The sequence below is a fragment of the Amycolatopsis eburnea genome (assembly GCF_003937945.1).
Lineage (GTDB): Bacteria > Actinomycetota > Actinomycetes > Mycobacteriales > Pseudonocardiaceae > Amycolatopsis > Amycolatopsis eburnea.
On record NZ_RSEC01000058.1, the window covers coordinates 267,146 to 293,716 of the forward strand.

Consider the following 26,571-nt stretch of genomic DNA (forward strand, 5'->3'; position numbering starts at 1 on the left):
TGTTCGCCGGACATCGACGGTCATCATGGACAATCTGTGCATGCCGGAGAACCTCGATGCGCTGGATGCGCGACTGCTGCTGTTGCTCACCGACTCCCCGCGCCTCGGCGTGCTGGAGTGCGCGCGGCGGCTGGGGGTCGCGCGCGGCACGGTCCAGGCGCGCCTCGACCGCCTGACCGAGCGCGGCATCCTCGGCGGTTTCCCGCCCGAGCTGGACCTGGCGGCGATGGGCTACGGCCTGACGGCGTTCGCCTGGCTGGAGATCGCCCAGGGCCGCCGCGCGGAGGTGACGGAAGCGCTTTCGGCGATCGACGAGGTGTGCGAGGTCCACGCGACGACCGGGCAGGGCGACCTGTTCGTCCGGATGGTGGCGCGGGGCAACGACGACCTGCAGCGCGTGATCGACGAGGTGGTCGGCGTGCCGGACGTGCTGCGGACGTCGACGTCGATCGCGTTGTCGACGCCGGTGCCACCGCGGGTCCGCCCCCTGCTGGAGCGGACCGCGCGGAGCTGACCTGTGGACAACCGCCACTTTCACGTGAAAGCTCCGCCCCGCCCTGTGGACAAGCGGCACTTTCATGTGAAAGTGCCGCTCTTAGCCGACGTGGGTCAGGTAGCGGCGGGCTGAGCGCTGGACGACCTCGTGGCCGTCGGTGCGGACGATCGCGTCCCACCAGGCGCCGTAGATCGCCTCGAAGCGGTACCCGGCCAGCAGCTCGGCCGCCCGGCGGACGACGTGCGGGCGCTCCGGGATCAGGTTCGGGTAGCTGTACATGAAGCCCACGTGCGTCCGGTCGGGGATGACCTGCACGATGTCGCCGGACAGCAGCGCGCCCTGCCCGTCCTCGCCGTCCGGCCAGTGCAGGACCGTGCCGCCGGTGAAGTGCACGCCGAGGTTGATCAGGCGCAGGTCGTCGGCGACGTCGAGGGTCGTGCCCGACCAAAGCTTGATCGCCGGATCGGGCCGGCCGATCCACTCCTGGTCGCCTTCGTGCAGGTAGATCGGCACGTCGAACGCGTGCGCCCACTCCACCATCGTCGTGTAGTAGTGCGGGTGGCTGATCGCGATGCCGGTGATGCCGCCCAGGTCGCGGACCCGCGCCACCAGCGCGTCGTCGAGGTAGGCCGCGCAGTCCCAGAGGAAGTTGCCGGACCGCGCCTGGACCAGCAGCGCGCGTTCGCCGATCGCGAACCCGGGGTTCGAGCCGACGCCGATGATGCCGCGGCCCTGCTCTTCGATCCGCGGCGTGTATGTGCCGCTTTCGCGCAGGGAAGAAAGGTTCGTCCACTGCTGCCCGGACTGCGGGACGTACTGGCGTTCGTCCTCGCAGACCGGGCAGTCGTCGCGGGCGGTGGCGTACTGCATGCCGCACGCCAGGCAGATCGGTTCGGTGCTCACAGCGGTGTCCTCCCAGAATGTGGATCCTGGGAGGACACGCTATCCGCGGCTACTTCGCGTCGGTGTAGGGAACCGCCTTGACGAGGGTCACCTTCTGCAGCTTGCCGTTGGGCAGCTCGTACTCGCGGGACTCGCCCTCCTTGGCGCCGAGCAGGGCCTTGCCCAGCGGCGACTCCGGGGAGTACACGTCCAGTTCGCCCTCGGCGCCTTCTTCGCGGGTCGCGAGGAGGAACTTCTCGTCCTCGTCGTCGCCCTCGTAACGGACGGTGAGGACCTTGCCCGGGCCGGCGGTGCCGTCGTTCGCGGGCGCTTCGCCGACCTTGGCCGAGCGCAGCAGCTCCTGCAGGTGGCGGATGCGCGCTTCGGCCTGGCCCTGTTCCTCGCGGGCGGCGTGGTAGCCGCCGTTCTCCTTGAGGTCGCCCTCTTCGCGGCTGTCGTTGATGCGCGCGGCGATGACCGGACGATTCTCGATCATTTCGTCGAGCTCGTGCTTGAGCCGGTCGTAGGCATCCTGGGTCAGCCAGGTCACCTTGGTGTCGCTCACGGTCACCATCTCCTCGTCGGGCCTGCCAGGCTTGCGTGTTCAAGCCGGCCCACACGGGCGTAGTTGCCCGCGTGGCTGAGATAAAGGAAAAACACGGCCCGTCGTGGGCCGTGCTGAGGGGTCAGACTATCACGGCGCGACAGGTCGACGCCCGTTAATTCCGCTGGCCCCGGGCGTTGGGCGCGCGGTTCACCCCGTTGGCCGCTATGGGGTTGACAGATACCGTGGTATGTCGTACGAGCAGCCGTACACGTCGGCGGTCACCGGCTCCCCGATGCTCTTGATCGTGGTGCTCATCCTGCTGTACTTCGCGCCGGCGGGGATCAGGAGCTCTTTGCGGCCGCTCTCGGCGCCGGTCTTGTCGCGGGCCCGCACGATGCAGACACCCGGCTTGCTGTTGTCGTCCCGCGTCACGTTGATGGTGATTTCCATCGCGTTGCCCGGTTTGGCGCTGAAGGCGACGCGCTCGGCGTCGATCGGCGCGGCGCCGAGGTTGACGTACGCGACCCACGCGATCACGCCGCTGACCAGCAGGGCGACGGCCAGGAAGAGCCAGCGGCGCCACCGCCGCGACGGCGCGGCCCGCCGGGTGCCGTACCGGCCTTCGGGCAGCACGGGGGCTGCCGTTTCCGCCGGTCCGCCTGCCAACGCGGGGCCTCCTGCTCGTTCTTGTCGTACCCGCGGGGACAATGGTGGGGCGGGTACGGCTTCGAGTATCCGCCCGCTGGGTGGGCGGCCCGCAGGTGGGTCGCGGAATACGGGTAGAGAAGGAGTCGTTCGCAGCATGGTGGACCAGCTGACGAAGACCGCCAAGCCGCGCCTGCGCCTGATGGCCGTGCACGCGCACCCCGACGACGAGTCGAGCAAGGGCGCCGCCACGATGGCGCGCTACGCCGCCGAGGGCCACGAGGTGCTGGTCGTCACCTGCACCGGTGGCGAGGCGGGCAGCATCCTGAACCCCGCCATGGACCGCCCCGAGGTGCTGGCGAACATGGCCGAGATCCGCCGCGAGGAGATGGCCCGCGCGGCCAAGATCCTCGGCGTGAGCCAGCGCTGGCTCGGCTTCGTCGACTCGGGCCTGCCCGAGGGCGACCCGCTGCCGCCGGTGCCGGAGGGGTCGTTCGCGGTCGTGCCCCTGGAGGAGTCCACCGAGGCGCTGGTGCGCGTGATCCGGGAGTTCCGCCCGCACGTCATCACGACGTACGACGAGAACGGCGGCTACCCGCACCCCGACCACATCCGCACCCACGAGGTGTCGATGGCGGCGTGGGACGCGGCGCCGGACCCGGCCCGGTTCCCCGACGCCGGCGAGCCGTGGCAGCCGTTGAAGCTGTACTACGGCCACGGCTTCTCGCGGGCCCGGATGACGCTGTTCGACGAGGCGCTCAAGGAGGCCGGGCTCGAGTCGCCGTACACCGAGTGGCTGGCCAAGTGGGACCCGGACAAGGCCGATGTCATGGAGCGGGTGACGACCCGCGTCGAGTGCGGTGAATACTTCGAGGTGCGGGACGAGGCGCTCAAGGCGCACGCCACGCAGATCGACCCCACCAGCCGCTGGTTCGCGGTGCCGCTGGAAATCCAGCGCGAGGTCTGGCCGACCGAGGAGTACGAGCTGGTCAAGTCGCTGGTGGACAGCACGTTGCCGGAGGACGACCTGTTCGCCGGCATCAAGGAGAAGGTGAGTACATGAGTCTGACGCTGCCGGCCGGCGTGGCGCTTCCGGTGACCGCGTCGGCCCTGGTCTTGACGCAGCAGCCGGGCAACGGCGACAACGGCGGGCAGGGGGAGGACTTCGGCAAGTCCTCCCCGGTCGGCTTCCTGGTGCTGATCCTGTTCCTCGTGGCGGTGGCCTTCCTGGTCCGCTCGATGACGAAGCACCTGAAGCGGGTCCCGGCGAGCTTCGACGACCCGCCCGCCGCGCCCGGGCAGCCGGAAGCGAAGCCCGGCGAGCCGGAGGCGGCCGAGGAGCCCGCGAAGCCCGCGAAGGACTCCCCGGCCACCAAGGCCGACAGCTAGAGCCGCGGGTCGACCGGGTCCGACTCCAGGGCGAGCACCGCGAACACGCATTCGTGGACTCGCCAGAGCGGCTCGCCCCGCGCGACGCGCTCCAGCGCCTCCAGGCCGAGCGCGTACTCGCGCAGCGCGAGCGTCCGCTTCCGGTTCAGCCCGCGCTTGCGCAGCCGGTCCAGGTTCGGCGGCAGCGTGTAGTCCGGCCCGTAGACGATCCGCAGGTACTCGCGCCCGCGCACCTTCACGCCGGGCTGAACGAGGCCGCGCGCGCCCCGCGTCAGGTTGGCCGCCGGCTTGACGACCATGCCTTCACCGCCGCCGGCGGTCAGCTCCTCCCACCACGAGACGCCCCGGGCGACCGACGCGGCGTCCAGGAGGTCGACCTCGAGCGTCCGGGTCGGCTGGAACCGCGGCCCGGTCAGCCGCGCCAGCGTCGACAGGTGCCACGCGTGCGGCCGGTCGTGGTGGGTCGCCCCTTCGGACGCCAGCAGCTGGAACGGCGCCAGCCGGACGCCCTCCAGGCCCGACGTCGGCCAGCAGTAACGCCGGTAGGCCGCCCGGTAGGCGTCCACTGTGGACGAGCGGGCCGTCGTCCGCGCCAGCAGGTCCGCGACGTCGATGCCGCGGGACGCCGCCGTCGTCAGCGCCGACACCGCCGCCGGCAGCACCGCCTGGGCGGCCGCGCCCACCGACGCGTACTGCTCCGAGATGAGGGAGCCCGCCTTCGCGCTCCACGGCAGCAGCTCGGCGTCGAGCAGCAGCCAGCCCGTGTCCAGCTCCCGGAACAGCCCGGCCGCCGCCGTGCGCACGTCCGCCAGCAGCTCGTCGTTCTGCGCGGCCGGGAAGAACGGCCGCCCGGTCCGGGTGTACACCGCCCCGCCGCCCTCGATGCCGAACCGCTTGGCCGCGACGCCGTCCTGGCAGACCAGCACGACCGCCCGCGACCCCATGTGCTTCTCTTCGCACAGCACGGTTTCGACCCCGGCGGCCCGGTACTCGGCGAACGCCTCCTCCGGGCGCTCCAGGTAGTCCTCGCGCGCGGACGTCGAGCACGGCGCCATCGTCGGCGGCAGGTACGCGAGCCAGCGCGGGTCGACCGCGAACCGGCTCATCACCTCCAGCGCCGCCGCCGACTGCTCCGCCGAGACGCCGACCCGGCCGTGGTGCGCGGTCTGCACGATCCGCTTCCCGGTGACGTCACCCAGCTCCAGCACCGCCGGCTCGCGTCCGCCCAGCGGCCGCGAAGCGTCCAGCGGCCGGGCCGGTTCGTACCAGACGCGGTGCGCCTTCACCGAGACGACCTGCCGCTCCGGGTAGCGCAGCGCGGTCAGCTTCCCGCCGAAGACGCACCCGGTGTCCAGGCACATCGTGTTGTTGACCCACTCCGGTTCGAGCGTCGGCGTGTGGCCGTACAGGACCATCGCGGACCCGCGGTAGTCGCGCGCCCACGGCAGCCGCACCGGCAGGCCGTACTCGTCGGTCTCGCCGGTCGTGTCGCCGTACAGCGCCATGCTGCGCACCCGCCCGGACGCGCGCCCGTGGTACCGCTCGGGCAGCCCCGCGTGCGCGACGACGAGGTCGCCGCCATCGAGGACGTAGTGGGCGATCAGCCCGTCGCAGAACTCGTGCACCTGACGGCGGAACTCTTCGCTCTCCGCGCCGAGCTGCGCCAGCGACTCGGCGAGCCCGTGCGCGGCGTTGACCTTCCGCCCGTGCAGCGCGCGCACCAGCTTCTGCTCGTGGTTCCCGCACACGACCAGCGCGTTCCCGGACGACTCCATCGCCATCACGCGCCGCAGCACGCCCGGGGTGTCCGGGCCGCGGTCGACCAGGTCGCCGACGAACACCGCGGTCCGCCCCTCCGGGTGGACGCCGTCGACGTACCCCAGCTCGGCGAGCAGCTCGTCGAGCTCGGCCGCGCAGCCGTGGACGTCGCCGATCACGTCGAAGGGCCCGGTCAGCTCGCGCTTGTCGTTGCGCAGCGGCTCGAGGACGAGTTCCGCCTCGGCCACCTCGGCTTCCGAGCGCAGCACGTGCACGCGCCGGAATCCCTCGCGCTCCAGCGACTTCAGCGACCGCTGCAGCTCGCCGCGCTGCCGCCGGACGACGTGGTCGCCGAAGTCGCGGTCGGGCCGCGACGCGTTGCGCGCCACGCAGACGGCGAGCGGCAGGTCGAGCACGATCGCCACGGGCAGCACGTCGTGTTCCTTCGCGAGCTTCACCAGGCTCGCCCGCGAAGCGCGTTGGACGTTCGTCGCGTCGATGACGGTCGTCCGCCCGGCCGCGAGCCGCTTGCCCGCGACGTAGTGCAGCGCGTCGAAGGCGGCGGGCGACGCGGCCTGGTCGTTCTCGTCGTCGGCGACGAGCCCGCGGAAGAAGTCGCTGGAGAGCACCTGCGTCGGCGCGAAGTGGGTGCGCGCGAACGTCGACTTGCCGGAACCGGAAGCGCCGACGAGCACGACGAGCGCCATGTCGGGGACGGTCAGCTTCACGCGGCCACCTCCTCACTGGTCGAAAAGACCGCCATCTGGGTCGGCGGTCCCGATTCCTGGTCCACCGGTCCGATCGGCAGGTACCGGACTTCGTAGCCGCGCCGGGTCGCGACGCCGTCCGCCCAGGCGCGGAACTCGGCTCGCGTCCATTCGAACCGGTGGTCGGCGTGCCGGAAATGCCCCATCGGCAGGAACTCGAACAGCCGGTTGTACTCCGCGTTGGGCGTCGTGACGATCACCGTGCGCGGCGCCGCGACGCCGAACACCGCGTGCTCCAGCGCCGGCAGCCGGTCCGCGTCGACGTGTTCGACGACCTCCATCAGCACGGCGGCGTCGTACCCGGCCAGCGCCGGGTCGGCGTAGGTCAGCGCGGACTGCCGCAGCGTGACCCGGGTGTAGCCGCCCAGCCGCTTTTCGGCGATGGCGAGCGCGCCCGCGGAGACGTCGACGCCGACGATGTCGACGAAGGACCGCTCCTTCTCGAGCACGCGCAGCAGCGCGCCGGAGCCGCAGCCGAGGTCCAGCACGCGCCGCGCGCCCGCGGCCCGCAGCGCGGCGAGCACACTGCCGTGGCGCTGCGACGCGAGGCTTTCGGGCTGGTCCGGCAGCTCGGTGACCCGCGCTTCGGCCTCGGCCGGGACGTCGTCGGACTCGGCCAGCCGCGAAAGCGCGTAGTTCACCACCGGGCGGCGCCGGTCCAGGTAGCGGTTCGCGATCAGCTCCCGCTCGGGGTGCCCGGCGAGCCAGCCTTCGCCGGCGCGCAGCAGCTTGTCGGCCTCGTCCTGGCCGACCCAGTAGTGCTTGTCGCCGTCGAGCGCGGGCAGCAGCACGTAGAGGTGCCGCAGCGCGTCGCAAACGCGGTGGGTGCCGGACAGCGTCAGGTCGACGTAGCGGCTTTCGCCCCACTGCGGGAACTGCGGGTCGAGCGGGATCGGCGTGGCCGAAACGCGCCAGCCGAGCGGCTCGAACAGCTTGTGCACGGCCTCGGCCCCGCCGCGCGCGGACAGCGACGGCACGCGGACCTCGAGGTCGAAGAGCTCGTCGACCAGCTCCGGCCGCGCGGTGCAGCGCCCCGCGAGCGCCGTCGTGTACGCGGCCCGCAGCGCGACCGCCAGGTACGAGCCGCCGGCGTAGGGCCGGTCGTTGACGTACTGGGTCAGCGCCGTGCCGCCGCCGCGGACGAGCCCGACCGGGTCGATCTCCACGAACAGCGCGGCCGTGCACCGCTCCGCCCCGGCTTCCGGGTAGAAGACGTGCGCGGTGCCGGCCGAGAGCGCGACCGACTGCGCTTTCTCCGGGTGCTTGTGGAGGAGAAAGCCCAAGTCGGTGGCCGGGTTCCGGGTCGTGGTGATGGTCAGCAGCACCGGCCCAGTGTGGCGGACCACCCGGTGACCGCGCGTCCGCTTTTCCGGGGTGCGACCCTGAAGGCATGAACCGCCTCGCCAGTGCGACCAGCCCGTACCTGCTCCAGCACGCGGACAACCCGGTCGAGTGGTGGCAGTGGGGTCCGGACGCGCTCGCCGAGGCGCGGCGGCGGAACGTGCCGATCCTGCTTTCCGTCGGCTACGCCGCGTGCCACTGGTGCCACGTCATGGCGCACGAGTCGTTCGAGGACGCCGAAATCGCCGCGGTGATGAACGCGCACTTCGTCAACATCAAGGTCGACCGCGAGGAGCGGCCCGACATCGACGCCGTGTACATGGCCGCGACGCAGGCGATGACCGGCCAGGGCGGCTGGCCGATGACCTGCTTCCTGACCCCGGACGGCGAGCCGTTCCACTGCGGCACCTACTACCCGCCGACGCCGCGGCCGGGCATGCCGTCGTTCCGGCAGCTGCTGGCCGCCGTCGCCGAGGCGTGGGGCGAGCGGCCGGACGAGCTGCTCGAGGGCGCGAAGCAGATCGTCGCGCACCTCGCCGAGCAGACCGGCCCGCTCAAGGAGTCCGTTGTGGACGAAGCGGTGCTCGACGGCGCGGTCGCTAAGCTGGCGCAGGAGGCCGACCCGGTCAACGGCGGGTTCGGCCGCGCGCCGAAGTTCCCGCCGTCGATGGTGCTCGAGTTCCTGCTGCGCCACCACGAACGGACTGGGTCGCCGGCCGCGCTGTCCCTTGTGGACAAGACGGCGGAGGCGATGGCCCGTGGCGGCCTGTACGACCAGCTCGCCGGCGGGTTCGCGCGCTACTCCGTGGACGCCGAGTGGCTCGTGCCGCACTTCGAAAAGATGTTGTACGACAACGCGTTGCTGCTCGGCTTCTACGCGCACCTCTGGCGCCGGACCGGCTCGGCCACGGCGTCGCGGGTGGCCACCGGCACCGCGGAGTTCCTGTTCGACGGCCTGCGGACGCCGGAGGGCGGCTTCGCGTCGTCACTCGACGCGGACACCGACGGCGTCGAAGGCCTGACGTACGTCTGGACGCCGGAGCAGCTGCGGGAGGTGCTCGGCGACGACGCCGACGCGGCCGCCGAGCTGTTCGGCGTCACCGAGGAAGGGACCTTCGAGCACGGCACGTCGACGTTGCGCCTGTTCGGCGAGCTGCCGGAGTCGATCCGGGTCCCGCTGCTGGCGGCGCGGAACCGGCGGCCGCAGCCGGGCCGGGACGACAAGGTGATCGCGGCCTGGAACGGCCTGGCGATCAAGGCGCTGGCCGAGGCGGGCGTGGCGCTGGATCGTCCACAGTGGATCGACGGCGCGGTCGAGGCGGCCGAACTGCTGCTGCGGGTGCACGTCGTCGACGGGCGGCTGCGGCGCAGTTCGCGTGACGGCGTCGTCGGCGAGTCCGCCGGGGTCCTCGAGGACTACGCCTGCGTCGCCGACGGGTTCCTGGCCCTGCACCAGGCGACCGGCGCGGCGAAGTGGCTCACCGAGGCGACGCGGCTGCTCGACCTGGCGCTGGCGCGCTTCGCGTCCCCGGACGTCCCCGGCGCGTACTTCGACACCGCCGACGACGCCGAGACGCTGGTCCAGCGCCCGGCCGACCCGGGCGACAACGCGAGCCCGGCGGGGGCGTCCGCACTGGCCGGCGCGTTGCTGACGGCGTCCGCGCTGGCCGGGCACGCCGATTCCGCGCGCTACCGCGACGCCGCCGAGCAGGCGCTTCGCCGCGTCGGCGTGCTGGCCGCGCGGGTGCCGCGGTTCGCCGGGCACTGGCTGTCGGTCGCCGAGGCCCTGCAGGCCGGCCCGGTGCAGGTCGCGGTGGTCGGCGCGGATCCGGCGTTGCGCCTGGCGGCGGCGCGGGGCGTGCACGGCGGCGGCATCGTGCTGGCGGGCGAGCCGGACGCGCCCGGCGTCCCCCTGCTGGCGGACCGCCCGCTGGTCGGCGGCGCCGCGGCGGCCTACGTCTGCCGCGGGTACGTCTGCGACCGGCCGGTCACGTCGGCCGAGGCGCTGACCGCCCAGCTCTGATCGCCCTGGGTGAACGCGTCCCTGTTGCTCTTGTCTTCGGCGTAGCGTCAGTAGCGTTGTAATCATGTAATCGCGGAGGTGGCGAACATGGGACGAGGCTGGCGAGGTGGCCGGGGCTGGCAGCAGGCCGAGGTGCCTTCGGCGGACGACGCGGCGGCCTGGTTCGGCGGGCGCCTGCCCGACGGCTGGTTCACCGGCGCTCCGGAGGTGACGGTCGACCGCGAGGAGATCATCGTGGTCGGCGAGCTGCCGGCGTTGAGCGAAGAGCACGCCGACGACGCGGCCCGCGCGGCGGCGGAGGAAGGGCGGATCAGCCGGTTCCGCGAGGAGACGCGCGACGAGCGCATCGAAATCGCGCGCCAGGCGGAGCACCGCTACCAGCGCAAGGTGGCGTGGGGCGCCCGCCTCGGCGGGACGAAGGCGCTGTTCACGACGCATTCGGCCCCGGTGATGACCCGCTTGCGGCAGCCGGAGCGCCTGGTGCTGGACACGCTGGTCGACGCCGGTGTCGCGCGCTCCCGGTCGGACGCGCTCGCGTGGGCGGTCCGGCTGGTGGGCGAGCACGCCGACACGTGGCTGGGCGAGCTGCGCGAGGCGATGAGCAAGGTCGACGACCTGCGCTCGAAGGGCCCGGACCTGGCGTGAAGAAGTCCACGTTTAGGGGCCTCCCGCGGTTCTGAACCTGCGAGGCCGCCGGGGCTGCGGCAGGCTTACTACCAACGAGTAGGAAGCCTGCCGTCAGTCCTTCCGGAGGTAGCCGTGGACGTCCCCGAAGTGCCGTCGAAAGTGGACCCGGACTCGCTGACCGCCGTGCTCGACGGCCGCTGGGCCGAGCTGCGCCGCGGGGTGCGGGCGCAGATGGCGGGCACGGAGTTCCGGGACCCGATCGACCTCGCCACCGAGCCGCACCGCGCGCAGGTCCTCGACCAGCTGCGCGCGCTCGCCGCGACCGACCGGCCCGGCCTGGGCTTCGACCCGGCGTACGGCGGCGGTGGCGACGTCGGCGGTTCGGTGACGTCGTTCGAGATGCTGGGCTACGGCGACCTGTCCCTGATGGTCAAGGCCGGTGTCCAATGGGGACTGTTCGGCGGCGCCGTCCAGCTGCTCGGCACCGAGGGGCACCACGAGCGGTACCTGCGCTCGATCGTGAACCTCGACCTGCTCGGGTGCTTCGCGATGACCGAGCACGGGCACGGCTCCGACGTCCAGCACCTGCGCACGACCGCGACCTACGAGGACGGCGGGTTCGTCGTCCACACGCCGGACCCCATGGCGCAGAAGGAATACATCGGCAACGCGGCTCGCGACGGCCGGATGGCGGTGGTCTTCGCGCAGCTGATCACCGGTGGCGAGTCGCGAGGTGTGCACGCGTTCCTGGTGCCGATCCGCGACACCGAAGGGAACCCGCTGCCCGGGGTGTCCATCGAGGACTGCGGCCCGAAGGCCGGCCTCAACGGAGTCGACAATGGACGGTTGAGCTTCGACCACGTCCGCGTCCCGCGTGAGGCCTTGCTGAACCGCTTCGGCGACGTCGACGAGAACGGGACGTATTCGAGTCCGATCGAGAGCGACAGCCGCCGGTTCTTCACGATGCTGGGCACGCTGATCCGCGGCCGGGTGAGCGTCGGCGGCAGCGCGGGCAGCGCGACGAAACGCGCGCTGGCACTGGCGATCCGCTACGGCGAGCACCGCCGCCAGTTCGCGACCCCGGACGGCGAAGAGGTCGTCATCCTCGACTACCTGGCGCACCAGCGGAAACTGCTGCCGGCGCTGGCGAAGACGTACGCCCTCCACTTCGCGCAGGAAGAGCTGGTGTCGAAGCTGCACGACATCGACTCGTCGGCGCCCGAGGAGGAGCAGCGCGAGCTGGAGTCGCGCGCGGCCGGGCTGAAGGCCCTCAACACCTGGCACGCGACCGCGACGATCCAGGCGGCGCGCGAGGCCTGCGGCGGCGCGGGCTACCTGGCGGAGAACCTGCTGCCCGGGCTGAAGGCCGACACCGACGTCTTCACGACGTTCGAGGGCGACAACACGGTGCTGCTGCAGCTGGTCGCGAAGGGGCTCCTGACCAGTTACAAGCAGGACTTCCAAGATCTTTCGCCGCTGGCGACCGCGCGGTTCTTCGCCGAGCAGGTGGTCAGCGCGGTCCTGGAGCGCACGTCGGCGCGCAAGGCCGTCGAGGCGCTGACCGAGGGCTCCGACGCGGAGGTCTTCTTCCGCCGCGAGTGGCAGCTCCGGCTGTTCGAGGACCGCGAGGAACACGTCGTGGAGGGCGTGGCGAAACGCCTGCGCAAGGCGGCTTCGGACCCGTTCGGCGTGTTCAACTCGGCGCAGGACCACGTGCTGCGCGCCGGTCGCGTCCACGTCGAGCGCCTGGTGCTGACGGCGTTCGCGGCGGCGATAGAGCGCTGCGAAGACCCGGACGCCCGCACGCTGCTGGAGCGCGTCTGCGACCTGTACGCGTTGTCGGCGATCGAGGAGGACCTGGCGTGGTTCCTGGGCCACGGCCGCCTGACGGCGTCGCGCGGGAAGGCCGTCACCGCGGCGGTGAACGGCCTGTGCGCGCAGCTTCGGCCGCACGCGCGAGCCCTGGTGGACGCGTTCGCGATCCCGGAGCAGTTCCTGGCGGCGCCGATGCTCAAGTCCTGAATGGACGTTTTGCGCGGATCCTTCGGTGGGGCGGCGGAACCGGTGCGGTAGCGGGGATCTAGCCTTGCGCGTCCGCTTCCCGAACTCCCCGAAGGACCCGCGATGGGCGCACGCCGCGAAAGACGTTTGCTCGAAACCGCCGCACCGATGATGCAACCGGGCGAAACGCCCGAAGTGATCGCCATGGCCAAGGTCGGCTCGCTGCGGAAGGTGCTGGGCGAGCACTTCGCGCTCAGCGTCGCGACCGCGGTACTGAGCGGCGGGACGATGTTCTCGATCACTTCCCAGCGCGAGCTCTACCTGCTGCTGACCGACCGTCAGCTGCTGTTCTTCGAAGCCGACGTGCACACCGGCGGCCCCGGCAAGGCGCTCTTCGGCGTGCCGCGCACGCACGTCGCGATCACCGAGCCGAAAGGCGGCTTCCTGGTGAAGTTCGAGCTCCGCATCCACGGCTGGGACCAGGTGCTGGCCCTGTCGATGCCGCCGTTCCCGCCGTCGATGCGGAAGAAGGGGCTGCGGCTGATCGCGGGCCTGCCCCGCCTCCAGCACGCGAATTCGTGACCGCGGCGGGTGGCCGGCATCGGGGACCGGCCACCCGCCGCGGAGCTTCAGCGGCGGCGCTTGCCTTCGTCGTCGGTGACTTCGAACTGCTCCTTGCGCACCTTGCCGGACACGGTCTCCTCGTCGGTGACCGACTCGGTCCGCAGCCGCACCCGTTCGACCGGCACGGCTTCCTTGCGCACCACGGGTTTCTCGGCGTGGAGGGTGACGTCCTGCTCGGCCTCGCCGATCTCGACCTCCCCCTCGGCGTGCGTGATCGGCTCGCGTTCGACGCGCACTTCTTCGTGCCGCACCGGGACCGTGACCTGCTCGTCCTCGGTGACGACGTACTTGCGCAGCCGGACGTGCCCGGTCTCGACCTGCTCGGTCCCGACGTTCAGCCGTTCCTCGGACCGGATCATGCCCTCGTCGGCCGTGCCGCGGCCCGCGGTGTCCATGCCCGGTTTCCCGCGGCCCGCGGCGTCCATGCCGTGCTTGCCCCGGCTCGCGGCGTCGGTGCCGGCCTTGCCCCGGCCGGTGCCGCCCATGGCCGGATCGCGGCCCTGCGTCCGGTCGCCCATCCGGCCGTCGGGTGAGGTCCGCGGCACGGGCAGGCCGTAGTGCTGGTAGAGCCGCGTGCTTTCCTCGGGCGAGAGGTGCCCGTCGGCGTCGATGCGCGGCGCGTCGGAGACGGCGTCCTTGTCGACCTGGACGTGCACGCCGTCCTTGTCCGTGTGCGCACCGGAGAGCGGCACGAAGCTTTCCTTCGTGCCGAACAGACCGGTCTTGACGGTGATCCACTCCGGCTGGTGGGTGGCGTCGGCGAGGTAGACGGTGCCGACCTTGCCGAGCTTGTTGCCCGCCGGGTCGACCACGGCACTGTCGATGAGCTCCTGCGGCTGCATGGTCGTGGCTGCTCCTTTCGCGCGTTGGGTCCGTTGGCCAACGGTCTGCCCGCCCGGTGATCACGGCAACCATCGTGGTGTCCCCGTGGGTGACCCCCGAACGTGCTGGTTTGAGGCGCCGCCGGCGGGCCAGTGCGTGGTGCCCGCCGCGGCTTGACCCGGCATGCGGCGCGTGATCGACACGGCGCGCGTGACGCGAACGTGTGGATGTGACCGGCGCCACTCCGCCCGCTGTCACAACGCCCGGAGCCCCGTCGTCATGTCTGTGAACCGAACGAAAGGAAGAACGATGGAAGCGCGGCTCAACATGTTCGAGAACGAGGTCACCGCGAAGTTCGTCAAGCGGCTGATCGCGGCGTCCCACCCGGTCGAGGAGTCCTCGCTGCCGAAGGCGACGCAGGAGCTGGTGAAGATCCGGGCCAGCCAGATCAACGGCTGCGGCATGTGCCTCGACATGCACACGAAGGACGCGGCGGCCGCGGGCGAGACGGCGGTCCGCCTGGCGATGGTGGCGGCGTGGCGCGAAGCGGTGGTCTTCACCGAGGCCGAGCGCGCGGCCCTGGCGCTGACGGAGGAGGCGACCCGCCTGGCGGACGCGCACACGGGCGTCAGCGACACGACGTGGTCGGAGGTCCGCAAGCACTTCGACGACGAGCAGATCGGCGCGCTGATCTCGCTGATCGCGATGATCAACGCCTGGAACCGCCTGAACGTGATCGTCCAGAACCCGGCGGGCGAGTACCAGCCGGGCATGTTCGGCTGAAGCCGGCCGCCGAGGGGCTTCGTTCGCTGGGGAGTGCGAGCGAGGCCCTGCTCGGCGGGGCGGGCCTTAGGCGTACATGGCCAGCCAGATCGCGATGTAGTGCGAAACCGCCGCCAGCACCGTGCACGCGTGGAAGTACTCGTGGTACCCGAACGTCTCCGGCCAGTGGTTCGGCCACTTGAAGCCGTAGAACGCCGCCCCGAGCGTGTAGAACAGGCCGCCCACGCACAGCAGCACCAAGGCCGCGACGCCGGCGTGCGAGAGCAGTTCCGGGAAGACGAACACCGCGACCCAGCCCAGCGCGATGTAGATCGGCACGCCGAGCCAGCGCGGCGCGTGCGGCCACAGCATCTTCAGCGCCACGCCCGCGATCGCGCCGCCCCAGACGATGGACAGGATCACGTAGCCCGTCGGCTTGGACATCGCCAGCAGCGTGAACGGCGTGTACGTGCCCGCGATGAACAGGAAGATCATCGAGTGGTCCGCGCGCTTCATCCACTTGTACGCGCGGGGGCTCCACAACCGGCGGTGGTACAACGCGCTCACGCCGAACAGGCCGAGCACGGTCAGGCCGTAGACCGACGTCGCGAGCGCCGCCACCGGGGACACTGTGGACGCCGCCAGGCTGATCAGCGCCGCCGCCGCGGCGAGAGCGCCGAAGAAGGTCCAGAAGTGGATGTGGCCGCGCAGGCGCGGGCGGAGGTCCACTACCGGCTCGGGCGGTTCCGTCGTCAGGCTCACCCTTCCAGGTTACGGGACCGTAGGTTCTCCAGCAGTGCTCAGTCACGCGCCTCACATCGGGTGCGTAGGCTGCTTCGACGTGAGTGTGCGCTCCTTCTTGTCCGACGTCGTGTACAGCGTCTACGGCCGACGCCTCATCCAGCAGGCCGCGGGCCGGCATCCCCGGCACATCGCGATCATGCTCGACGGCAACCGCCGTTGGGCCCGTGAAGCGGGCTTCACGGACGTCGCGGACGGGCACCGGGCCGGCGCGAAGAAGATCGCGGACTTCCTGAGCTGGTGCCAGGAGGCCGACGTCGAGGTCGTCACCATGTGGCTGCTCTCGACCGACAACCTCAACCGCGATCCGGACGAGCTCACGCCGCTGCTGAAGATCATCACCGACGTCACCGACGAGCTCGCCGCGCCCGGGACGCCGTGGCGGCTGCGGATCGTCGGGGCGCTCGACCTGCTACCCGGCGAGGTCGCCAAGCGACTCAGCGAAGCCGCCGCGCGCACCGAGGGGCGGACCGGGATGGAGGTCAACGTCGCGGTCGGTTACGGCGGGCGCCAGGAAATCGCGGACGCCGTGCGCAAGCTGCTGCTCCAGCACGCCGACGAGGGCACGACCATTCACGAGCTCGCGAAAATCCTCGACGTCGACCACATCTCCGAGCACCTCTACACCTCGGGGCAGCCGGATCCGGACCTCATCATCCGCACTTCGGGAGAACAACGCCTTTCCGGATTCCTGCTCTGGCAATCCGCGCACTCGGAATTCTGGTTCACCGAAGCGTATTGGCCGGCATTTCGCCGGGTCGACTTCTTGCGTGCCATGCGCGACTACGCCTGGCGGCACCGGCGGTTCGGTTCCTGAACGCGGCGAAGGGCCCCGGAGCGGACTCCGGGGCCCTTCGCGCGCCACACTCAGTGGTGGTGGTGCTCCAGCGAGTGCAGGATCAGCGCCGGGGTGGTGGCGATGCCCGTGTAGGCGCCGGCGACCAGGGAGGCCGCACCGTAGCCCAGGGCGCCGCCGCCCTCGATGAACGTGGCGTAGGCGTCGCCGAACGTCGGGTCCGGCGTGCCCGTCGTGTCGCCCGTCGCGGCGAACGCGGTGCTGCCGATCATCATGAGACCCGCAGCGGTGGCGGCGACGAAACCAGCCTTCTTCAGCACTTCGCACACTCCTAGGTAGAACTGTTGGGATCCGGGGCACCGGGGGTCCGGTGGTGTGTCCCGCAGCAAGAAAATTACTCGCTTAACGGACGCCTCGTACGGCTTGTACGCCCATTGTGTGAGCCTGTAGCAGGCGCTTTCACCCGGACCGGTTCTCTCTGGGCGGCGTAAAATGCGCGGGGTACCCGAGCGTGGTAAAAGCCCGTCAATCGATCTTGTGAATACAACGGGTCAGCGATTTCGCCAAGATCATTCCGCCGGGTGTGCATCGATCGAGATGGCGGTGACCCACGGTAGTCGTCACGGGTCGTCGATGTCGGACGACCGACAGTGAGGTGACGATCTGGCGAATCACCGTGTTGGCTCCCTGCGCGTTCCGGCATTCGTGGGTACCGTCCGAAGAGAGGACGCGCGTTCCGTGCGGGTCCTCGCGGGAGGCCCTGGTCGTGACGGTGATCGAGGGGGCGGCGCAGCCGCCCACGAGACGCACGAGGGGGCCGGCACCCGGCCCTCGTGGCCGCGCCACCTGACCCAGGTCAGGAGGAGTGGTCCAGCCAGGGAGGTGCCCGGCCCAGCGAGTGCGGGCGTGAGGTGCACACGCCCTCGAGGGAGATGCCGTCGTGACTGCGCAGCGTTTGCCCCGTAAGGCCTCTGGCCACTCTTCGACCGGTGCCGTTCCTGGCCCGGAGAAAGCCTCGACCTCGCCCGAATCCCAGCAGCACATGTACGTGCTCGACACGTCGGTCCTCTTGTCGGACCCGTGGGCGGTCACCCGCTTCGCCGAGCATGCCGTCGTGCTTCCGCTGGTCGTGATCAGTGAACTGGAGGCCAAGCGCCACCACCCGGAGCTGGGCTGGTTCGCCAGGGAATCCCTGCGCATGCTCGACGACCTGCGCCGCCAGTACGGCCGGCTCGACGCGCCGCTCCCCATCGGGGACCACGGCGGCACGTTGCAGGTGGAGCTGAACCACTCGGACCCGTCGGTGCTCCCGTCGGGGTTCCGGACCGACTCCAACGACCACCGCATCCTCGCCTGCGCGCTCAACCTCGCGGCGGAGAACCAGGCGGTCACGCTGGTCACGAAGGACATCCCGCTGCGGGTCAAGGCCGGGGCCGTCGGTCTCGAGGCGGACGAGTACCGCGCGCAGGAGGTGACGCCGTCCGGCTGGACCGGCATGGCGGACGTCGACGTCCAGCAGGAGGTGCTGGACACGCTGTTCGGCGGCGCCACCGTCGACCCCGTCGAGTGGGGCATGGACGAGCTCGCGGCGCTGCCCTGCCACACCGGGCTGCGGCTGCTCGCGGGCACGTCCAGCGCGCTGGGGCGGATCACGGCGGACAAGCGCATCCGGCTGGTCCGCGGCGACCGCGAGGCGTTCGGCCTGCACGGCCGCAGCGCCGAGCAGCGCGTCGCGCTCGACCTGCTCCTCGACTCCGACGTCGGCATCGTGTCGCTCGGCGGCCGCGCCGGCACCGGCAAGTCGGCGCTCGCGCTGTGCGCCGGCCTGGAGGCGGTGATGGAACGCCGTCAGCACCGCAAGGTCGTGGTGTTCCGCCCGGTCTACGCGGTCGGCGGCCAGGACCTCGGCTACCTGCCCGGGTCCGAGAGCGAGAAGATGCAGCCGTGGGCGCAGGCGGTGTTCGACACCCTCGGCGCGCTGGTCAGCCAGGAGGTCCTCGACGAGGTCTTCGACCGCGGCATGCTCGAGGTGCTCCCGCTGACCCACATCCGCGGCCGCTCGCTGCACGACGCGTTCGTCATCGTCGACGAGGCGCAGTCACTGGAGCGCAACGTGCTCCTGACCGTGCTTTCGCGGCTCGGCACGGCGTCCCGGGTGGTGCTCACGCACGACGTCGCCCAGCGCGACAACCTGCGCGTCGGGCGCCACGACGGCGTCTCGGCGGTGATCGAGAAGCTGAAGGGCCACCCGCTGTTCGCGCACGTCACGCTGACGCGCTCCGAACGCTCCCCGATCGCCGCCCTGGTCACCGAAATGCTTGAAGACCACGGCTAGACCCCCAGTCCGTGAAGGCCTCCTTACCGGTCATAAATGCCGGTAAGGAGGCCTTCACGGCTTTTACCAGCCCGAGGGGAGGGGGCGGCCTTCGGCGAAACCGGCCGCCGACTGGACGCCCAGCAGCGCGCGCTCGTGGAACTCCTCCAGGGTGCGCGCGCCCGCGTAGGTGCACGACGAGCGGACGCCGGAGCCGATCGAGTCGAGCAGGTCCTCGACGCCCGGGCGCTGCGGGTCGAGCGACATCCGCGACGACGAGATGCCCTCCTCGAACAGCGCCTTCCGCGCGCGGTCGAACGAGTTGTCCGTGCGCGTCCGCGCGCCCACCGCGCGCTTCGACGCCATGCCGAACGACTCCTTGTAGGGCCGGCCCTGCTCGTCGAACCGCAGGTCGCCGGGGGATTCGTAGGTGCCGGCGAACCACGAGCCGACCATCGCCGCGGACGCGCCGGCGGCCAGCGCCAGCGCGACGTCGCGCGGGTGGCGGACCCCGCCGTCGGCCCAGACGTGCTTGCCCAGCTCGCGCGCGGCGGCCGCGCAGTCGGCGACCGCGGAGAACTGCGGGCGGCCGACGCCGGTCATCATCCGGGTCGTGCACATCGCGCCCGGCCCGACGCCGACCTTGACGACGTCCGCGCCGGCCTGGATCAGGTCGCGCGTCCCCTCCGCGGTGACCACGTTCCCGGCGACGACCGGGACCTGCGGCGACACCGACCGGACCGCCTTCAGCGCGGCGATCATCTTCTCCTGGTGGCCGTGCGCGGTGTCGACGACCAGCACGTCGACGCCGGCGTTCAGGACCGCTTCGGCCTTCGCCGCGACGTCGCCGTTGACGCCGATCGCGGCGGCGACGCGCAGCTTGCCCGCGCTGTCGACCGCCGGCGTGTAGATGTCCGCGCGCAGCGCCCCGACGGCGGTCAGCACGCCGGCGAGGCGGCCGTCGGCGTCCAAGCCGAGGGCCAGGTTCGCACCATTGGTGTGCAGCAGCTCGAAGACCTCGCGTGACGGCGTGCTCAGCGGCACCGCGACGGTGGCGGGCTGGGCGACGTCGGCGAGCCGCGCGAAGCGGTCGACGCCCGCGCAGGCGGCTTCGTCGACGATGCCGACCGGCCGGCCTTCGCCGTCCACGACCACGACAGCGCCGTGGGCGCGCTTGTGGACCAGGTTGAGGGCGTCGGCCACGGCGTCGCCGCCGGTCAGGACCAGCGGGGTGTCCCACACGGTGTGGCGGCTCTTGACCCAGCCGACGATCTCGGTGACGGCGTCGGGGTCGACGTCCTGGGGAAGGACGACGAGGCCGCCGCGCCGGGCGACGGTCTCGGCCATCCGGCGGCCGGCGACCGCGGTCATGTTGGCGACGACGATCGGGATGGTCGCGCCGGTGCCGTCCGCGGTGGAGAGGTCGACGTCGAAGCGGGACTCCACGTCCGAACGGTTCGGCAGCAGGAACACGTCGTCGTAGGTCAGGTCGTGGGCGGGCCGGTGGCCGTCGAGGAAACGCACGAGTCACCAGACTACCTGCCCGGCCCGTGGCAGGATCGAGGGCATGAGCCGCCGCGACCGGGACGACGAAGGACGGGCACGCAACGCGCGGCCGCGCGACGGCCTCGGGCGGCCCCTGCCGTACGGCTCCGACGGCGTCGAACGCCAGCCGGAGGGCATCGTGCGGACCCCGGCGCAAACGCTTGCGGAAGCCCAGCGGCTGCTGGACGACGGCAAGCCGTTCCACGCGCACGAGGTCTTCGAAGACGCGTGGAAGAGCGCCGACGGCCCCGACCGCGAACTCTGGCGCGGCCTCGCGCAGCTCGCGGTGGGCCTGACGCACGCGGCCCGCGGGAACAACGTCGGCGCGGCGTCCCTGCTGGAGCGCGGCGCGGCGAACATCGAGCCGTTCCGTGCCCAGCCGCCGCACCGGATCGACGTGGTGGGCCTGCGGGAGTGGGCGCTCAAGCTGGCCGAAGAGGCGAAGCAGCGCGTACGGGTGTCGCCGAGCGCGCCGCGGCTGACGGCTTAGGCCTGGTCCCAGCCGCTCGACGCGGTCTTCTCCGCGCCGATCGTCGTGCCGTCGCCGTGGCCCGTGTGGACCTTCGTCGACTCCGGGAGCGTGAAGAGCTTCTCCCGGATGGACTTCACGATCGTCGGGTAGTCCGAATAGGACCGTCCGGTGGCACCGGGGCCGCCGTGGAACAGGGTGTCGCCGGTGAACAGGACGCCGAGTTCCTCCGCGTAGAGGCAGACCGCGCCGGGGGCGTGGCCGGGCGTGTGGATGACGCGGAGCGCGGTGCCGGCGACGGTGATGACCTGGCCGTCGGACAGCTCGCCGTCCGGGGCGCGATCGGGGTGGGTCAGGTCCCAGACGACCCGGTCTTCGGGGTGGAGCAGGATCGGGGCGCCGGTCGCGTCGGCGAGGTCCGGGGCGGCGTTGACGTGGTCGTTGTGCGCGTGGGTGCAGACGATCGCGGCCAGCTTCCGCTCGCCGACGACGTTTTCGATCGCCTTGGCGTCGTGGGCCGCGTCGATCACGATCACTTCCGCGTCGTCGCCCACCAGCCACACGTTGTTGTCGACGTCCCAGCTGCCTCCGTCGAGCCGGAAGACACCGGACGTCACCAAGTTCTGCACGATCGCCGTCATGCGCCCGACCCTAACGGTCATTCGGCGGGTAGATGACATACCAACGGTATGCTACTGTCGCGTCACCTTACTCCGAGTAAGTTCGAGGAGTCATGCGATGACCGCGACCCGGGAACTCCTGGCGGAGCCGCTGAAACTGCGCTGCGGCGCGGAGCTGCCGAACCGCCTGGTCAAGTCGGCGCTGAGCGAGCAGCTCGGCGATCGCCGCAACGCCCCCACCCGCGAGCTGGCCGAGCTGTACCGCACCTGGGCCCGCGGCGGCGCCGGCGCGCTGATCACCGGGAACGTCATGGTCGACCCGGCCGCGCTCGGTGAGCCGCGCAACGTCGCCGCCACGCCGGATCCGGCCGGGTACCGGCCGTGGGCGCGGTCGGTCGAGGGCACCGGCACGCGGCTGTGGGTGCAGCTGAACCACCCGGGCCGGCAGAGCCCGCGGTACCTCTCGCGCGAGCCGGTGGCGCCGTCCGCCGTGCCCTTCGGCAACCGCGGCATCCGTACCGCCTTCGCCGCTCCGCGCGCGTTGACCGGCGAAGAGATCGAAGCGATCGTCGAACGCTTCGCCGTCGCGGCGCGCACGTTCGTCGAAGCGGGCTTCACCGGCGTGCAGATCCACGGCGCCCACGGCTACCTCGTGTCCCAGTTCCTTTCGCCGCTGACGAACCTGCGCACGGACGACTGGGGCGGCGACGCGGTCCGCCGGCGCCGCTTCCTGCTGGAGGTCGTGCGGCGCGTGCGCGCGGCGGTGGGCGACGACGTCCCGGTGGCGGTGAAGCTCAACAGCGCGGACTTCCAGCGCGGCGGCTTCACCGAGGAGGAGTCCCTGGAGGTCGTGCGCGAGCTCGGCGAAACCGGGCTGGACCTGCTCGAAGTGTCGGGCGGAACGTACGAGAAGGCCGCGATGATGGGTTCGGGCCGAGCCAGCTCGCAGGCGCGCGAAGCGTACTTCCTGGACTACGCGGCGAAGGCGCGTTCGGTGTCCGACGTCGCCCTGATGGTCACCGGCGGGTTCGCGACGCCGGGCGGGATGACCGAGGCACTGCGCTCCGGCGCGCTGGACGTCATCGGGCTCGGCCGGCCGCTGATCGTCGACCCGGACCTGCCCGGGCGGCTGCTCGCCGGTGAGGACGCCCGTGCCGAGCGGCGTTGCCCGAAGACCGGCGTCCGGCTGGCCGACAGCCTCCTCGAGATCCAGTGGCACACCCGGCAGATGCACCGGATCGCGGCGGGCAAGCCGGTCGACCGCCGCGGCGCGCTGCCGACGCTGGTGCAGGCCGGCCTGACCGACGGGCTCAACGCGTTTCGCCGGGTGCGAGGCTGAGCCGGCGGTCGTAGTAGCGCGCGCCCGCGGCGAGCGCGGTGAAGAAGAGCCCGATGAAGACGCAGTTGAGCGTCACCTGGCCGTAGCCGAGCACGCCGGCGTCGACGAACGGGTACGGGTAGAAGCCGGTGAGCGCGCCGCGCGGCAGGGTGAACGCGAGCCAGGCCAGCGGGTAGAGCAGCGACCACCAGACCGTGTTCCAGGTCAGGACGCCGCGTGGCGCCGCGAGCAGCCAGCCGAGCACGAAGACGATCGGCGTCACCTTGTGCAGCATGGTGTCGGCGAAGAACGCCAGGCCGTGCAGCTCGTACAGGCCGGCGAGGGCGACCTGGTAGACGATGCCGGTCACGATGATGCCGACCAGCGCGTCGAGCAGGAGCACGGTGAACACGCGCCCGCGCGCCCGGCCGAGCGCGACCAGCGCCGAGGTGAGCGCGACGAGAAGGTTCGAGTCGATGGTGAAGAAGCAGAGCACGTTCGTGGTGGGGGTGGCCACGACCTGGCTGACGAGCCCGGTCAGCGCGACCACGGCGGTGACCGCGAACCAGGCGCGGGTGAGCTTCTCGCTGCGCATTTCCGGAGCTTAGCTCCACAGTGGACCCCTCGATCGGGACCACTCGATCGGGGAGCGCCGGTCACCCGGTCCGCGTCCTATCCTCGGCGGCGATGGACGTCGAACGCACCCCCGGACGGCGCGGGCGGGTCGCGCAGGGCCCCGCGGAGGACACCGGCCCGGTCACGGCGTTCGCGCGCCGGCTGTGGGAGCTGAAGCGCGCGGCGGGCGACCCGTCCTACGACCGGATGCGCGACGAGCTGGGCGCGCTGGCCTCGAAGTCGGCGTTGTCGGCCGCGGCCCGAGGGAAGCACCTGCCCAGCTGGGAGACGACGTGGGAGTTCGTGCGCGTGCTCGCGGTGGGCGTGCTCGGGCAGGACGAGACGGCGGTGCGACTGGACTGGCGCGGCTGCTGGGAGCAGGCCCGCGAGCCGTCTGAGGCCGTCGAGGAGGTGGCCGAGCCCGGTCCGTCCCGCGGCCGGTGGGCGGCCTACGGGCTCGCGGCGGCCGTCGCGATCGTGCTCGTGGTCGCGCTGGCGCTCCTCTTCGGCGGCGCGTTCTCGGCCGAAGAGCCCGCGGCCGCCGGCGACGTGTCCGAGTTCGTCGCCGACGTGACCGTGCCCGACGGCACCGCGGTCCCGGCCGGCAGCCGGTTCGTCAAGACGTGGGAGCTGCGCAACGCCGGATCCGTCGGATGGATCGGGCGCTACCTCGTCCGCTCGGGCTCGTTCGGCAGCCCCGGCGAGTGCCGTACGCCCGCGCGCGTCCCGATCCCCTACACCGCGCCGGGCGAGCACGTGCGGATCTCCGTCGACGTGCAGGCGCCGCCCGCGGCCGGGCACTGCCAGGTGTACTGGAAGATGGCCGACTCCGAAGGGCACCTGCTGCTGCCGGACGCCCGCGCGGTCTTCTTCTCGGTCCGGATCGTGCCCTGAATTTGGCTTTCCCGCCCCGCTGGCCAAAGCGCTGACCTGCGTGAACGATCTTCGTTTGGCTCGCGCGCGGAGCTGGCCGGTGGAGGTCTTCCCCGGCGTCGTCACGGGTCCTTAACGTCGTCGGTGTCCGGATCTCCTGGGCGAATCCATTTCATCTTTTCTTGCAGGGGAAGGAAATCCATGCGTCCGTATCTGAGGATCGCGGCCGTCACGGGAGCCGCGCTCGCCGCGGGCCTGCTGCCGGCCGGCCCGGCGTCGGCGTCCGCTCCGGCGACGAGGACTGTCGCGAGTGATCCGATCATCACGTGCGAGTCCGGCTACCACGGCTGGATGCGCCGCGCCGGCAAGGACGCCATCTGCCTGTGGCCGGGGGAGCGCACGTGGGACATCCGCGTCTTCGAGTGCGCGGGCGACCTGACGCTCTACTTCAAGAACGGCAAGCACGCCTACTGCGGCGGCTCGATGAAGTTCGGCATCGACATCGCCGAGACGTCCAACGTGGTCAAGACGAAGGTGGGGAACCGATGATCCGCAGGCTCGTGGTCCCGGTCGTGGCACTGGTCGCGACGCTGGCGGTGGCGCCGTCGGCGTCCGCCGCGACGAAGGTGTGCGCCGGCGGACAGCTGATGGGTGGCGCGACGAAGGTCGTCGAGGTGAGCTCCGGGCAGAAGATCGACATCACGGTGCACAACAGCGACTACCGCGGGATGCTCGTCCAGATCATCGAAGACGTCTTCGACAAGGGCCTGTGGAGCGGCGCGATCGCCCCGGGCAAGGAGCACACGGTGTCCCACGGCGTGCTCGGCGACCCGCCCGTGTACCACAAGATCCGCTTCGAGGTGACGTCCAACCTGTCCAACAACTACACCTACGCGATCCGGTCGGATCGCTGCTACTGACCCCGGGGGGGTGCCCCGGTGTGGTGCACCGGGGCGCCGTCCTGCCAGGAACGTCCTGATCAGGACCTTCGTGGTCAGCTCCCTTCCGACCGGTCGCCGTGCAGGAGGCCGCGGACGGTGTCGATCGTGTCCGCGTCGGCCGGCTCCTTGTCCGGGCGGTAGCGGACGACCCGGGCGAACCGCAGCGCCAGCCCGCCGGGGTAGCGCGTCGAAACCTGGGCGCTGTCCAGCTCGATCTCCACCACCACCTCGGGCCGCACGTACACCGTCCAGTCGTCGCGGTGGGTCTCGATCTCCTGGAACCTCGTCGTCTGCCACGCCAGCAGCTCGTCGGTCATGCCCTTGAACGTCTTGCCCACCATGATCGGCGGGCCGCCGTCCGGGTCGCGGGCGCCGAGGTGGAGGTTGGACAGCTTGCCCGTGCGCCTGCCGTGCCCCCACTCCGCCGCGAGCACCACCAGGTCGATCGTGTGCACCGGCTTGACCTTCAGCCACGCCCGCCCGCGCCGCCCGGCCGCGTACGGCGACGCGAGGTCCTTGACCATCACCCCTTCGTGCCCGGCGTCCATCGCCGCCTCCAGTACTTCGGCGGCGCGCGAAACGCCCACCTCGCCCGGGATCACGTGCGCCCCGGCGACCTTCCGCAGCGCCGCGTTGCGTTCGGACAGCGGCGCGTCCAGCAGGTCGACGCCGTCGAGGTGCAGGCAGTCGAAGAAGTACGGCCGCAGCAGCAGCGCCTTCACCTGCTCCTCGCGGGTGCTGCCGAACCGGCTCATCGTGTCCTGGAACGGCCGCGGCCGCCCCGCGTCGGTCAGTGCGAGCGTTTCGCCGTCCAGCACCACCGATTCGCACGGCAGCGCCCGCACCAGCTCGACCAGCTCCTGGACGCTGCCGGTGATCTCGCGCAACGTCCGCGTCCAGACGTGCACCTCGTCACCCTGCCGGTGCACCTGGATCCGCGCACCGTCCATCTTGTACTCGACGATCGCTTCGGCGTGCTCGGCGACGGCCTCCTCCAGCGATTCCGCCGGCGACGCCAGCATCGGCTTGACCGGCGTACCGAGCGCGAGCCGGAACTCCGCCAGCGCGGCCTGCCCGCCGGTCATCGCCGCGACCCCGGTGACGCCCAGCTTCCCGGACAGCATGAACGCCCGCCGCACGTCCTCGGCGGGCACCTCGGCCGCGGCCGCGACGGCGTCGACCATCACGCCTTCGAGCGCGCCCTGCCGCAGCTCACCGGTGACCAGCCGGAACAGGAACTGCTGCTCCGCCTCGGTGAGCCGGACGAACAACGCCCGCAGGACGTCCTGCCGCCGTGTCGACGAGCCGGTGCCCGCCGCTACGCCCGCGGCCTCCGTCAAGGCCGCGTCCACCTCCAGCACCGTGATGGTGGGCTCCGGCGCGGGTGACGCGCCGAGCCCGGCCAGGGTGCGCCAGCCCGCACCCAGCCGGTCCTGCGCCGTCTGCCCGGTCAGGTACGCGATCACCGTGGCCAGCTCGGTGAACTCGGCCGCGCGCAGCACCGCGGCCAGGAGGGCGATCTTCGCCTTCCTGGACCTCGTCGCCGCCAGCTCGGCGGACACCCGGACCAACTCGCTCAGCAACACCCGGACATC

General features: G+C 71.5%; 27 protein-coding genes. 15 read left to right on the plus strand and 12 right to left on the minus strand.

The features are described from left to right. The first annotated feature begins 40 nt into the window (after positions 1-40). Entirely contained in the window at positions 41-514 is a 474-nt protein-coding gene (locus EIY87_RS26650; protein WP_125312619.1) for an Lrp/AsnC family transcriptional regulator, read from the plus strand. Between the two features lie 81 nt (positions 515-595). On the opposite strand, the gene EIY87_RS26655 is transcribed toward EIY87_RS26650, so the two are convergent. The 3 genes from EIY87_RS26655 to EIY87_RS26665 all read right to left on the minus strand — a co-directional run bounded on the left by EIY87_RS26655 (position 596) and on the right by EIY87_RS26665 (position 2,591). After that, positions 596-1,399 carry an MBL fold metallo-hydrolase gene (locus EIY87_RS26655; RefSeq protein ID WP_125312620.1) on the minus strand — a complete coding sequence of 268 codons (804 nt, stop codon included), beginning with the start codon at positions 1,397-1,399 and terminating at the stop codon, positions 596-598. A 49-nt stretch (positions 1,400-1,448) separates the two neighbouring features. Then, positions 1,449-1,952, minus strand: a complete 504-nt coding sequence (gene greA, locus EIY87_RS26660; RefSeq protein ID WP_086857442.1) for a transcription elongation factor GreA — start codon at positions 1,950-1,952, stop codon at positions 1,449-1,451. Positions 1,953-2,147: 195 nt separating this feature from the next. After that, positions 2,148-2,591: a DUF4307 domain-containing protein gene (locus EIY87_RS26665; protein WP_125312621.1), complete on the minus strand. Its 444-nt coding sequence runs from the start codon at positions 2,589-2,591 to the stop codon at positions 2,148-2,150. Between the two features lie 136 nt (positions 2,592-2,727). On the opposite strand from EIY87_RS26665, the gene mca reads away from it, so the two are divergent. Further along, positions 2,728-3,633 (plus strand): mycothiol conjugate amidase Mca, encoded by a 906-nt coding sequence (mca, locus tag EIY87_RS26670; protein ID WP_125312622.1) that lies wholly within the window; start codon positions 2,728-2,730, stop codon positions 3,631-3,633. After that, positions 3,630-3,959, plus strand: a complete 330-nt coding sequence (locus EIY87_RS26675; protein WP_125312623.1) for a preprotein translocase subunit SecG — start codon at positions 3,630-3,632, stop codon at positions 3,957-3,959. The genes mca and EIY87_RS26675 overlap by 4 nt, the downstream gene beginning before the upstream one ends. Here EIY87_RS26675 and EIY87_RS26680 read toward each other — a convergent pair. Both EIY87_RS26680 and EIY87_RS26685 read right to left on the minus strand, forming a co-directional pair. Further along, positions 3,956-6,445 carry a polynucleotide kinase-phosphatase gene (locus EIY87_RS26680; RefSeq protein WP_125312624.1) on the minus strand — a complete coding sequence of 830 codons (2,490 nt, stop codon included), beginning with the start codon at positions 6,443-6,445 and terminating at the stop codon, positions 3,956-3,958. The genes EIY87_RS26675 and EIY87_RS26680 overlap by 4 nt on opposite strands. Continuing rightward, on the minus strand, positions 6,442-7,809 hold the full coding sequence (locus EIY87_RS26685) for a 3' terminal RNA ribose 2'-O-methyltransferase Hen1 (RefSeq protein ID WP_125312625.1): 1,368 nt from the start codon (positions 7,807-7,809) through the stop codon (positions 6,442-6,444). Before EIY87_RS26685 ends, EIY87_RS26680 begins: the two co-directional genes overlap by 4 nt. Before the next feature lie 65 nt (positions 7,810-7,874). Between EIY87_RS26685 and EIY87_RS26690 the strand changes: the two genes are divergently transcribed. From EIY87_RS26690 to EIY87_RS26705, 4 genes are all read left to right on the plus strand, one after another. Next, positions 7,875-9,848 carry a thioredoxin domain-containing protein gene (locus EIY87_RS26690; protein WP_125312626.1) on the plus strand — a complete coding sequence of 658 codons (1,974 nt, stop codon included), beginning with the start codon at positions 7,875-7,877 and terminating at the stop codon, positions 9,846-9,848. A gap of 87 nt (positions 9,849-9,935) precedes the next feature. Continuing rightward, complete coding sequence (locus tag EIY87_RS26695; RefSeq protein WP_125312627.1) at positions 9,936-10,493, plus strand: hypothetical protein; 558 nt, start codon at positions 9,936-9,938, stop codon at positions 10,491-10,493. Between the two features lie 114 nt (positions 10,494-10,607). Next, positions 10,608-12,497: an acyl-CoA dehydrogenase family protein gene (locus EIY87_RS26700; RefSeq protein ID WP_125312628.1), complete on the plus strand. Its 1,890-nt coding sequence runs from the start codon at positions 10,608-10,610 to the stop codon at positions 12,495-12,497. A gap of 102 nt (positions 12,498-12,599) precedes the next feature. Continuing rightward, on the plus strand, positions 12,600-13,058 hold the full coding sequence (locus EIY87_RS26705; RefSeq protein ID WP_125312629.1) for a hypothetical protein: 459 nt from the start codon (positions 12,600-12,602) through the stop codon (positions 13,056-13,058). Positions 13,059-13,105: 47 nt separating this feature from the next. Here the strand turns inward: EIY87_RS26705 and EIY87_RS26710 are convergent, their stop codons facing one another. Next, complete coding sequence (locus tag EIY87_RS26710; protein WP_125312630.1) at positions 13,106-13,942, minus strand: PRC and DUF2382 domain-containing protein; 837 nt, start codon at positions 13,940-13,942, stop codon at positions 13,106-13,108. Positions 13,943-14,231: 289 nt separating this feature from the next. Here EIY87_RS26710 and EIY87_RS26715 point away from each other — a divergent pair, with 289 nt between their 5' ends. Next, the gene (locus EIY87_RS26715) at positions 14,232-14,705 is read left to right on the plus strand and encodes a carboxymuconolactone decarboxylase family protein (RefSeq protein ID WP_125312631.1); all 474 of its coding nucleotides are present in this window, start codon (positions 14,232-14,234) and stop codon (positions 14,703-14,705) included. 66 nt (positions 14,706-14,771) lie between these two features. On the opposite strand, the gene trhA is transcribed toward EIY87_RS26715, so the two are convergent. Then, a complete protein-coding gene (trhA, locus tag EIY87_RS26720; protein ID WP_125313536.1) occupies positions 14,772-15,413 on the minus strand; it encodes a PAQR family membrane homeostasis protein TrhA in 642 nt (213 codons plus the stop codon). Positions 15,414-15,525: 112 nt separating this feature from the next. Here trhA and EIY87_RS26725 point away from each other — a divergent pair, with 112 nt between their 5' ends. Continuing rightward, entirely contained in the window at positions 15,526-16,302 is a 777-nt protein-coding gene (locus tag EIY87_RS26725; protein ID WP_191984275.1) for an isoprenyl transferase, read from the plus strand. Positions 16,303-16,352: 50 nt separating this feature from the next. Here the strand turns inward: EIY87_RS26725 and EIY87_RS26730 are convergent, their stop codons facing one another. Continuing rightward, positions 16,353-16,601 carry a hypothetical protein gene (locus EIY87_RS26730; RefSeq protein WP_086683841.1) on the minus strand — a complete coding sequence of 83 codons (249 nt, stop codon included), beginning with the start codon at positions 16,599-16,601 and terminating at the stop codon, positions 16,353-16,355. Positions 16,602-17,323: 722 nt separating this feature from the next. Between EIY87_RS26730 and EIY87_RS26735 the strand changes: the two genes are divergently transcribed. Continuing rightward, a complete protein-coding gene (locus tag EIY87_RS26735) occupies positions 17,324-18,616 on the plus strand; it encodes a PhoH family protein (protein WP_125312632.1) in 1,293 nt (430 codons plus the stop codon). Between the two features lie 63 nt (positions 18,617-18,679). On the opposite strand, the gene guaB1 is transcribed toward EIY87_RS26735, so the two are convergent. Continuing rightward, positions 18,680-20,119, minus strand: coding sequence for a GMP reductase (gene guaB1 / locus EIY87_RS26740; protein ID WP_125312633.1), 1,440 nt, complete (start codon positions 20,117-20,119; stop codon positions 18,680-18,682). 43 nt (positions 20,120-20,162) lie between these two features. Between guaB1 and EIY87_RS26745 the strand changes: the two genes are divergently transcribed. Further along, on the plus strand, positions 20,163-20,630 hold the full coding sequence (locus EIY87_RS26745) for a DUF309 domain-containing protein (protein WP_125312634.1): 468 nt from the start codon (positions 20,163-20,165) through the stop codon (positions 20,628-20,630). On the opposite strand, the gene EIY87_RS26750 is transcribed toward EIY87_RS26745, so the two are convergent. Next, complete coding sequence (locus EIY87_RS26750; protein ID WP_125312635.1) at positions 20,627-21,250, minus strand: MBL fold metallo-hydrolase; 624 nt, start codon at positions 21,248-21,250, stop codon at positions 20,627-20,629. The genes EIY87_RS26745 and EIY87_RS26750 overlap by 4 nt on opposite strands. A gap of 97 nt (positions 21,251-21,347) precedes the next feature. On the opposite strand from EIY87_RS26750, the gene EIY87_RS26755 reads away from it, so the two are divergent. After that, the gene (locus EIY87_RS26755; protein ID WP_125312636.1) at positions 21,348-22,568 is read left to right on the plus strand and encodes an NADH:flavin oxidoreductase/NADH oxidase family protein; all 1,221 of its coding nucleotides are present in this window, start codon (positions 21,348-21,350) and stop codon (positions 22,566-22,568) included. Here the strand turns inward: EIY87_RS26755 and EIY87_RS26760 are convergent. Further along, a complete protein-coding gene (locus EIY87_RS26760; RefSeq protein WP_125312637.1) occupies positions 22,540-23,142 on the minus strand; it encodes a Pr6Pr family membrane protein in 603 nt (200 codons plus the stop codon). The two genes, EIY87_RS26755 and EIY87_RS26760, sit on opposite strands and share 29 nt — an antisense overlap. A 92-nt stretch (positions 23,143-23,234) precedes the next feature. Here EIY87_RS26760 and EIY87_RS26765 point away from each other — a divergent pair, with 92 nt between their 5' ends. The 3 genes from EIY87_RS26765 to EIY87_RS26775 all read left to right on the plus strand — a co-directional run bounded on the left by EIY87_RS26765 (position 23,235) and on the right by EIY87_RS26775 (position 24,955). Then, positions 23,235-24,056: an NBR1-Ig-like domain-containing protein gene (locus EIY87_RS26765; protein ID WP_125312638.1), complete on the plus strand. Its 822-nt coding sequence runs from the start codon at positions 23,235-23,237 to the stop codon at positions 24,054-24,056. A 180-nt stretch (positions 24,057-24,236) separates the two neighbouring features. After that, positions 24,237-24,584, plus strand: coding sequence for a hypothetical protein (locus EIY87_RS26770; RefSeq protein ID WP_125312639.1), 348 nt, complete (start codon positions 24,237-24,239; stop codon positions 24,582-24,584). Next, on the plus strand, positions 24,581-24,955 hold the full coding sequence (locus EIY87_RS26775) for a hypothetical protein (protein ID WP_125312640.1): 375 nt from the start codon (positions 24,581-24,583) through the stop codon (positions 24,953-24,955). The genes EIY87_RS26770 and EIY87_RS26775 overlap by 4 nt, the downstream gene beginning before the upstream one ends. 74 nt (positions 24,956-25,029) lie before the next feature. Here the strand turns inward: EIY87_RS26775 and EIY87_RS26780 are convergent, their stop codons facing one another. Next, on the minus strand, positions 25,030-26,562 hold the full coding sequence (locus EIY87_RS26780) for an ATP-dependent DNA ligase (protein WP_125312641.1): 1,533 nt from the start codon (positions 26,560-26,562) through the stop codon (positions 25,030-25,032). Positions 26,563-26,571 lie beyond the last annotated feature (9 nt).

What these genes read in the sequence shown, in the direction of transcription:
- EIY87_RS26695 (WP_125312627.1), top strand. Translation starts at nt 9,936, where the DNA reads ATGGGACGAGGCTGGCGAGGTGGCCGGGGCTGGCAGCAGGCCGAGGTG.
- EIY87_RS26770 (WP_125312639.1), top strand. Translation starts at nt 24,237, where the DNA reads ATGCGTCCGTATCTGAGGATCGCGGCCGTCACGGGAGCCGCGCTCGCC.
- EIY87_RS26755 (WP_125312636.1), top strand. Translation starts at nt 21,348, where the DNA reads ATGACCGCGACCCGGGAACTCCTGGCGGAGCCGCTGAAACTGCGCTGC.
- EIY87_RS26735 (WP_125312632.1), top strand. Translation starts at nt 17,324, where the DNA reads ATGTACGTGCTCGACACGTCGGTCCTCTTGTCGGACCCGTGGGCGGTC.
- EIY87_RS26745 (WP_125312634.1), top strand. Translation starts at nt 20,163, where the DNA reads ATGAGCCGCCGCGACCGGGACGACGAAGGACGGGCACGCAACGCGCGG.
- EIY87_RS26765 (WP_125312638.1), top strand. Translation starts at nt 23,235, where the DNA reads ATGGACGTCGAACGCACCCCCGGACGGCGCGGGCGGGTCGCGCAGGGC.
- greA (WP_086857442.1), bottom strand. Translation starts at nt 1,952, where the DNA reads ATGGTGACCGTGAGCGACACCAAGGTGACCTGGCTGACCCAGGATGCC.
- EIY87_RS26715 (WP_125312631.1), top strand. Translation starts at nt 14,232, where the DNA reads ATGGAAGCGCGGCTCAACATGTTCGAGAACGAGGTCACCGCGAAGTTC.
- EIY87_RS26690 (WP_125312626.1), top strand. Translation starts at nt 7,875, where the DNA reads ATGAACCGCCTCGCCAGTGCGACCAGCCCGTACCTGCTCCAGCACGCG.
- EIY87_RS26675 (WP_125312623.1), top strand. Translation starts at nt 3,630, where the DNA reads ATGAGTCTGACGCTGCCGGCCGGCGTGGCGCTTCCGGTGACCGCGTCG.
- EIY87_RS26760 (WP_125312637.1), bottom strand. Translation starts at nt 23,142, where the DNA reads ATGCGCAGCGAGAAGCTCACCCGCGCCTGGTTCGCGGTCACCGCCGTG.
- mca (WP_125312622.1), top strand. Translation starts at nt 2,728, where the DNA reads ATGGTGGACCAGCTGACGAAGACCGCCAAGCCGCGCCTGCGCCTGATG.
- EIY87_RS26775 (WP_125312640.1), top strand. Translation starts at nt 24,581, where the DNA reads ATGATCCGCAGGCTCGTGGTCCCGGTCGTGGCACTGGTCGCGACGCTG.
- EIY87_RS26750 (WP_125312635.1), bottom strand. Translation starts at nt 21,250, where the DNA reads ATGACGGCGATCGTGCAGAACTTGGTGACGTCCGGTGTCTTCCGGCTC.
- EIY87_RS26705 (WP_125312629.1), top strand. Translation starts at nt 12,600, where the DNA reads ATGGGCGCACGCCGCGAAAGACGTTTGCTCGAAACCGCCGCACCGATG.
- EIY87_RS26650 (WP_125312619.1), top strand. Translation starts at nt 41, where the DNA reads ATGCCGGAGAACCTCGATGCGCTGGATGCGCGACTGCTGCTGTTGCTC.
- EIY87_RS26710 (WP_125312630.1), bottom strand. Translation starts at nt 13,942, where the DNA reads ATGCAGCCGCAGGAGCTCATCGACAGTGCCGTGGTCGACCCGGCGGGC.